The following is a 6,718-nucleotide window of genomic DNA, read 5'->3' as shown; positions in this document are numbered from 1 at the left end:
GCGGCGATGCGCGCGGGGGTGGCGGAGATCGCGGCTTCGAGCGCGTCGAGGTGCCGGCGTGCCGCCTGGTCCCCGCCGGCGACCGCGAGCGGCATCTCCTCGACGAGGGCGCGCAGACTGCCGATCATCCGGCGGGTGTGGATGCGGGGACGGTACCGCAGCAGCACGGTGAGCATGAGCACGGGCAGGGCCGCCCCGACGACGACGCCGCCGAGGATCCACGGCAGATCGCTCCACTCAGGGCGGGCGATCGCGACCGCCGTGAAGCCCGCGACGCCGCCGAGCGCGACGATCGCGCCGGCCGTGCCGAGCAGCGTCGAGGCGAGCACCGCGACGGCGAGGGCGACGACGACGAGGGCGGTGACCACCGCGTCGCCGGCGACGAGCAGCCCCAGGGTCACCCCGACGCTCCCCGACGCCGCCAGCACGAGCAGCGGCACGAACCGGAGGCGCTCGCGCGGCCCCATCCCGATGGTCATGCTGCCGACGGCGGCGACGAGCATCCCGGCGGTCGCGAGTGACCACTCGAGCCGCAGGGCGCCGCAGATCGCGAAGAGCACCGCGACGGCGACCGACCAGCTCGCCGTGGCCCGCACGGCGGCGCCGAGGCGACGCAGCCCGGGGTCGGCGGCGGAGAGGGCGAGCCGCAGAGTGCGCACGGGCGCGACTACGCGGTGACGACCGGCAGGACGATGAGCGCCCCGCAGAGGGCCGCCCAGGTCATGCTCACCAGGGTGCCGATGATGAACCGTTCTCGCGCCTCAGGGGCGTCGAGTTCCGAGAACCGGCCGAGGCCCTTGATCGCGATGACCGCGGCGACGATCTCGAAGTGGCCGACGGCGATCGCGCCGACGACGGCGAGACGCTCGAGGTAGCCGATCCAGGTGCCGCCGCGCAGCACCTCCCGGGTCTTCGTCGTGCTCGTGGCGCCCTTCGCCGTCGGCTCCGCGACGAGGATGCCGCCGTGATCGCCGCCGTCGACGTCGCCTTTCGCGGCGCGCCCGAGTACCCAGACGGTGAGCGGGTTGCCGCCGATGATGGCGAGGGCGGCGAGGGCGAGGGCGACGAGGCCCGGCCACGGCGCCGGCGCCGGGAAGGTGTCGCGGATGCCGAGGGCGATCGCCAGGATGCCGAGCCCCACCGGCAGGAGCCCGAAGAGCGCCACGATCGGTTGCTGGAGGCGGATCGCGAGAACCGCGATCGCGACGGCGGCGAGCACGAAGACGAGGGCCCCCGTCCAGACGACGATGGCGGCGAAGTCCTGCATCCCGAGGATCTGGATCATGCTCCGATCCTTTCACCCTCGATCGTGAGCATCGAACCCAGCACCTCGCGCGCCTCGCGATCGAGGCGCGATCCGGCGGTCAGGGCGCGTTGGCTCGCCGCCTGCACGCTGATCCCGAGCCGCGCGGCCGCGTCGGTCAAGGTGAGTTCGGGGGAGACGTCGAGCAGGTCGGACAGTTCCCAGCCCTCGGGCGTGCGTCGCTCGCGGAGAGCGAGGAGCAGGCGGATGAGCGGATCGAGGTCGGGGGCACCGGCATCGGCGACGAGGGCGAACCTCGCGGGACGCTTCTTCGCCGCGGTCACCGCCTCCCGGGCGTTGACGAACGCCGTCCCGGTCATCGCCCGCACACTGTCCCCGCGGGGGGTCCGCACGTCGCCGACGCCCAGCCCCACGCTCCAGTCGCCCGTGCGGACCAGCAGAAGCGCGATCTCGAGGGCGGCGGGGCCGTCGTCGGTCGCGACCTGGAATTCGTCGCCGGCGGTCCGCTCGGGGGCGGTCGCCAGGCGATCGCCGAAGGCCGACTCGAGGCGGGCCAGGATCGGCCCGACCTGATCGGAGCGATGTCGGCTATCGATCTGGTCGACGGTGAGGACGAACATTCCTCAAGGGTATGGACTTGATTCGCAATTATCAAGGTCGGAAACTTGATCCACGAACTCGTCCGCCGTCACACCGTACTCTGTGCCGGTGGCCCGCTTCACGTCCGTCGAGATGATCATCGACCGGGCGGCGCACGGTCTGCTCGACCGGCTCCCGCCCACACGGGCCGGGTCGCTCCTCGCCGAGTTCCTCGTCTTCGGCGCGAAGCAGGCCTGGGCGGCCCTCTTCGGTGCGCTGCTGCTCGTCGCGATCGTCGCCACGCGCGTGTTCTCCCCCGACGACGCCCTCCTCGCCCGCAACGACGTGCTGACGATCCTCGCCGTCCTCATCCAGATCGGGATGCTCGTCGGTCGCCTGGAGACGATCGGCGAGTTGCGCGTCATCCTGCTCTTCCACGTCGTCGGCACCGTCATGGAGCTCTTCAAGACCGACGTCGGCTCGTGGGCGTACAGTCCCGGCGGGGTGCTGCACCTCGGCGCGGTGCCCCTGTTCTCGGGGTTCATGTATGCGGCCGTCGGCTCGTACATGGTGCGGGTGGTGCGCCTGTTCGACATCCGCTTCGACCGCTATCCACGGCGCTGGCTCACCGCGGTCGTCGCGATCGCCTGCTACGTCAACTTCTTCACGCACCACTACGTCGTGGATGTGCGTTGGCTGCTGTTCGCCGCGATCGTCGTGCTCTACTGGCCCACCGTGCTCGAAGCGCGGGTGCTGAAGGCCCGGCTGAGGTTGTCGGTCCTCATCTCGTTCGTGCTCGTCGCGCTCTTCATCTGGATCGCCGAGAACGTCGCGACCGCCGGGCAGGCGTGGATCTACCCCGACCAGGCCGACGGCTGGACGCCGGTGTCGCTCGCGAAACTCGGATCGTGGATCCTGCTGATGATGATCTCCGTCGTGCTCGTCACCTGGGTCTACCCGCCCGAGCCGCCCGGCGCCGAGCCGCCCGACGCACCGGGGAACGAGGCCGAGAACGCCGACACCCGAGCCGAGTGACGGCGTCTGCCGGGTACTCTGTCTCGGTGCCCGCATCCGCCAGCTCCGACGAGCAGAGACTCGCGCAGCAACGCAACGACCCCGCCTTCGACGACGTCTGGGACGAGCTCGTCTATCGCGGACTCGTGCACGTCTCGACGGATGCCCCGACGCTGAAGGCTCTGCTCGCCGGCCCCCCGGTCGTCTTCTACTGCGGTTTCGACCCGACGGCGCCGAGCCTGCACCTCGGCAACCTCGTGCAACTGCTCACGATGCGCCGCATCCAGCTGGCCGGCCACCGTCCGCTCGGACTCGTCGGCGGCTCGACCGGCCTGATCGGCGACCCCCGTCAGACGGCGGAGCGGGTGCTCAACACCAAGGAGACCGTCGCGGAGTGGGTCGCTCTGCTCCAAGCCCAGGTGGAGCGCTTCCTCTCCTTCGACGGCGATGCCGCGTTCGAGCACCGCAACGCGGCACGGATGGTCAACAACCTCGACTGGACGGCGCCGATGTCGGCGATCGACTTCCTGCGTGACATCGGCAAGTACTTCCGGGTCGGCACGATGGTGAAGAAGGAGATCGTCGCGACCCGACTGAACTCGGATGAGGGCATCTCGTACACGGAGTTCAGCTACCAGGTGCTGCAGGGGATGGACTTCCTCCACCTGCACCGGGAGTACGGCTGCGTGCTGCAGACCGGCGGCAGCGACCAGTGGGGCAACCTCACGAGCGGCGTCGACCTCATCCACAAGGCGGACGGGGCGTCGGCGCACGCCATCGGCACCCCGCTCATCACCAACAGCGACGGCACCAAGTTCGGCAAGAGCGAAGGCAACGCGGTCTGGCTCGACCCGGCCCTCACCTCGCCGTACGCGTTCAGCCAGTTCTGGCTCAACACCGACGACGCCGACGTCATCCAGCGGCTCAAGGTGTTCACGTTCCTGCCGCGCGCCGAGATCGAGCGGCTCGCCCAGGCGGTTGCGACGGAGCCGTTCCGGCGGGAGGCGCAGCGTACGCTCGCCCGCGAGGTGACGGCGCTCGTACACGGAGCGGCCGCGACCGACGCCGCGTTCGCGGCCGCCGAGGCGCTCTTCGGCAACGGCGACCTCGCGGCGCTCGACGAGCCGACGCTGCGCGCGGCGATCGCCGAACTGCCCTCCGCGACCGCGGACCCCGGGGCGACCGTGGCGCAACTCCTGGTGGATGCCGGCCTCACCTCGAGCGTGAGCGAATCCCGCCGCGCGATCGAGCAGGGTGGCGTGTACCTCAACAACGTCCGGGTCGAGACCTCCGACGCGACCGCCGACGGGGCCTTCCTGCACGGCGGGCTGGCGGTCCTGCGGCGGGGGAAGAAGACTCTCGCCGGGCTGCACGCGACGACGGCGGTCGGATGATGGGGCCGGTTCCCATTCCATTCCCGGGCTTCCGGGTGCTCGCCGCCACGGGGAGTCGCTTAGGCTCGCGGAGGAGGGCGAAGTGAGTTTCAACAACGACGAAGACGGCGACGGCCTGGCCGCACTGTTCGGGGGCATCACCCCGCAAGGGGCACCCGACGCGGAGCCGGGGCCCCGTCGCGCCGCGCAGCAACCCGCGGATGCGCCCGCCGCGCCCCCACCCTCGCCGGCCCCGCAGTATCCGGGCCTCGCGCCCGAACCGTACGGCGCCCCGCCTGCTCCGTCCGCGCCGGCACCGGTGACACCGGCGTGGGAGATGCCGGCTCCGGCACAGCCTCCGCAGCCCGCCGGCCAGCCCTACCCGCAGGCGACCCAGTTCCCGCACGCGCCGCAGTATCCGCAGACGCCGGCCTACGAGATGCCGGCTCCGGCGGCTCCGCCCGCCTACGAGATGCCGGCTCCGACGGCGCCGCCCGCGTACGAGATGCCGGCTCCGGCGGCGCCGCCTCAGCCGACCTACGGCGCGCCCCCCGCGCCGCACTACCCGGGCCTGACACCGGCATCCCCGTACCCGCCGACGGCGCAGTACCCCGCACCGGTGGATCCCGTCGCGTCTCCGCCGCCCGCATCCGATGAGCCGCCGATGTACCGGCCGCGCGCCGCCGACGCGGCACCGGCTGACGACCCGCGCCGCGCGTACGACCGGCCCGTGGCGTACGACGCGCCGGCTGCGTACGATCCGCCGGCGCCGTCCCGCGCCGACGACCCCGCGCTTCGAGCGGCTCCGCAGCCGGTCGTCGAGCCTCCGGCCTTCGGCGGGTTCGACGCGCTCGGCCTCCAACCGCCGGAGCCCCGTTCCGCCGAGACGCCGGGCGGCATGCCCGCGGCCGAGCATCCGCTCGTGCGGGCCGACGCGGCTCCGCTCGCCACCGTCTTTCCGCCCGGGCCCCTGCTGCCCGACTCGACCGCTGCCGTCGAGTCCCCTGAGGAGCTGGGGCGTTCGACCGTCGTGGAGAGGATCGGGCTGGTACTCGCGGTCCTCACGGGGCCACTCGGACTCCTGATGGCCATCGTGACCGCCGCGCGAGGCGTGAGGCGCCGAGGCTGGCTCAACGGCATCGGCCGAGCATCCCTCGCTCTCGCCGTGATCTCGACGATCATGGCCGGGATCGGCGGGTACGTCCTCTGGAATCTCCGACTCGATCAACTCGAGCACGACGAGGTGGCTGCGGCGAGTGCGGAGTTCTGTGCCGCCGGTGCCGCCGATCCGGCGATCGTGTCGGCGCCCCTCCTCGGGTGGCCGAGCCCGGGGGCGACGATCTCGGACTCGCTCACGAGCATGCAGGCGTGGACCGACGAGTGGGTGGCGCTCGCCGCGACGTCCCCGGCGGAACTTCGCGACGGGCTGGACCTGCTGGCCGCTCGAGGTCAGACGATCATCGACGCCGTGGCGGGCTCGCGCATCATCGACCGGGAGACCAACGAGCAGCAGATCACCTCCATCGAGGGGCAGTCCGGCGTCGCCGGCTGGTACGCCACGTATTGCGCAGAACCTTGATTTTCCGGGCATCCCGGGCGCGACACGCCCGGGATGCAGCCAGGATTTGGCAGAACGCCCCGATCCACGTAACGTAATCACTCGTCACCCCAAAGGTGCCGGAAGCCGCAGTGTGAACAACGCCGCTGGAGCAACCGGGCCCTCAAGTGGGACACCTCCCCTCGAAAGATCGCAAGATCTGTGCTGACAAGCGCGGAACGGCGAGCTAGAGTGGGGAGCCCAGCGCGAAGAACCTCTTCGGTTCCGCGTGTCGCTTGACACGCGTGCTCGCGCTGGTAGGTTAGAGCAGTTGCCCTGAATCCAACCCCGAAACGGCGAGGGTTCTGGCGCGCCCGATCCTTGAGAACTCAACAGCGTGCACTATGTCAAATGCCAAATACCTCTGTCGGTGACCTCGGTCATCGACGAGATTCCTTTGGATTGACGGATTGTCAGTAGACAATCCTTTAGTCAGATCAACTCGCGCAGTCTCGATCCATTCCGGTCGAGGTGCGCACCGGTTTGCCGCAGACTTCGGTCTGCGTGCTACCAAACCTTACGGAGAGTTTGATCCTGGCTCAGGATGAACGCTGGCGGCGTGCTTAACACATGCAAGTCGAACGGTGAAGCAGGAGCTTGCTCCTGTGGATCAGTGGCGAACGGGTGAGTAACACGTGAGTAACCTGCCCCAGACTCTGGGATAAGCGTTGGAAACGACGTCTAATACCGGATACGAGACGAGAAGGCATCTTCATCGTCTGGAAAGAATTTCGGTCTGGGATGGACTCGCGGCCTATCAGGTAGTTGGTGAGGTAACGGCCCACCAAGCCTACGACGGGTAGCCGGCCTGAGAGGGTGACCGGCCACACTGGGACTGAGACACGGCCCAGACTCCTACGGGAGGCAGCAGTGGGGAATATTGCACAATGG

6 protein-coding genes and 1 rRNA gene are annotated in these 6,718 nt (G+C 70.0%); 4 read left to right on the top strand and 3 right to left on the bottom strand.

The window, feature by feature from the left end; all coding sequences use genetic code 11:
* The 3 genes from ACILQS_RS14795 to ACILQS_RS14785 all read right to left on the bottom strand — a co-directional run.
* A partial coding sequence (locus ACILQS_RS14795) for a hypothetical protein (RefSeq protein ID WP_395640891.1) occupies positions 1–659 on the bottom strand: 659 nt, incomplete at its 3' end.
* 8 nt (positions 660–667) lie between these two features.
* Positions 668–1,285, bottom strand: a complete 618-nt coding sequence (locus tag ACILQS_RS14790) for a hypothetical protein (RefSeq protein WP_395640890.1) — start codon at positions 1,283–1,285, stop codon at positions 668–670.
* Positions 1,282–1,884 carry a DNA-binding protein gene (locus tag ACILQS_RS14785; protein ID WP_395640889.1) on the bottom strand — a complete coding sequence of 201 codons (603 nt, stop codon included), beginning with the start codon at positions 1,882–1,884 and terminating at the stop codon, positions 1,282–1,284. The genes ACILQS_RS14790 and ACILQS_RS14785 overlap by 4 nt, the downstream gene beginning before the upstream one ends.
* A gap of 88 nt (positions 1,885–1,972) precedes the next feature.
* Between ACILQS_RS14785 and ACILQS_RS14780 the strand changes: the two genes are divergently transcribed.
* From ACILQS_RS14780 to ACILQS_RS14765, 4 genes are all read left to right on the top strand, one after another.
* Positions 1,973–2,878: a DUF817 domain-containing protein gene (locus tag ACILQS_RS14780; protein WP_395640888.1), complete on the top strand. Its 906-nt coding sequence runs from the start codon at positions 1,973–1,975 to the stop codon at positions 2,876–2,878.
* A 26-nt stretch (positions 2,879–2,904) separates the two neighbouring features.
* Positions 2,905–4,251: a tyrosine--tRNA ligase gene (gene tyrS / locus ACILQS_RS14775; RefSeq protein WP_395640887.1), complete on the top strand. Its 1,347-nt coding sequence runs from the start codon at positions 2,905–2,907 to the stop codon at positions 4,249–4,251.
* Positions 4,252–4,333: 82 nt separating this feature from the next.
* Complete coding sequence (locus ACILQS_RS14770; protein ID WP_395640886.1) at positions 4,334–5,809, top strand: hypothetical protein; 1,476 nt, start codon at positions 4,334–4,336, stop codon at positions 5,807–5,809.
* A 534-nt stretch (positions 5,810–6,343) separates the two neighbouring features.
* A 16S ribosomal RNA gene (locus ACILQS_RS14765) occupies positions 6,344–6,718 on the top strand; the annotation flags it as partial.

The sequence above is a fragment of the Pseudolysinimonas sp. genome (assembly GCF_044239695.1).
Classification (GTDB): domain Bacteria; phylum Actinomycetota; class Actinomycetes; order Actinomycetales; family Microbacteriaceae; genus Pseudolysinimonas_A.
This window is presented reverse-complemented; position numbering and strand designations above follow the sequence as displayed.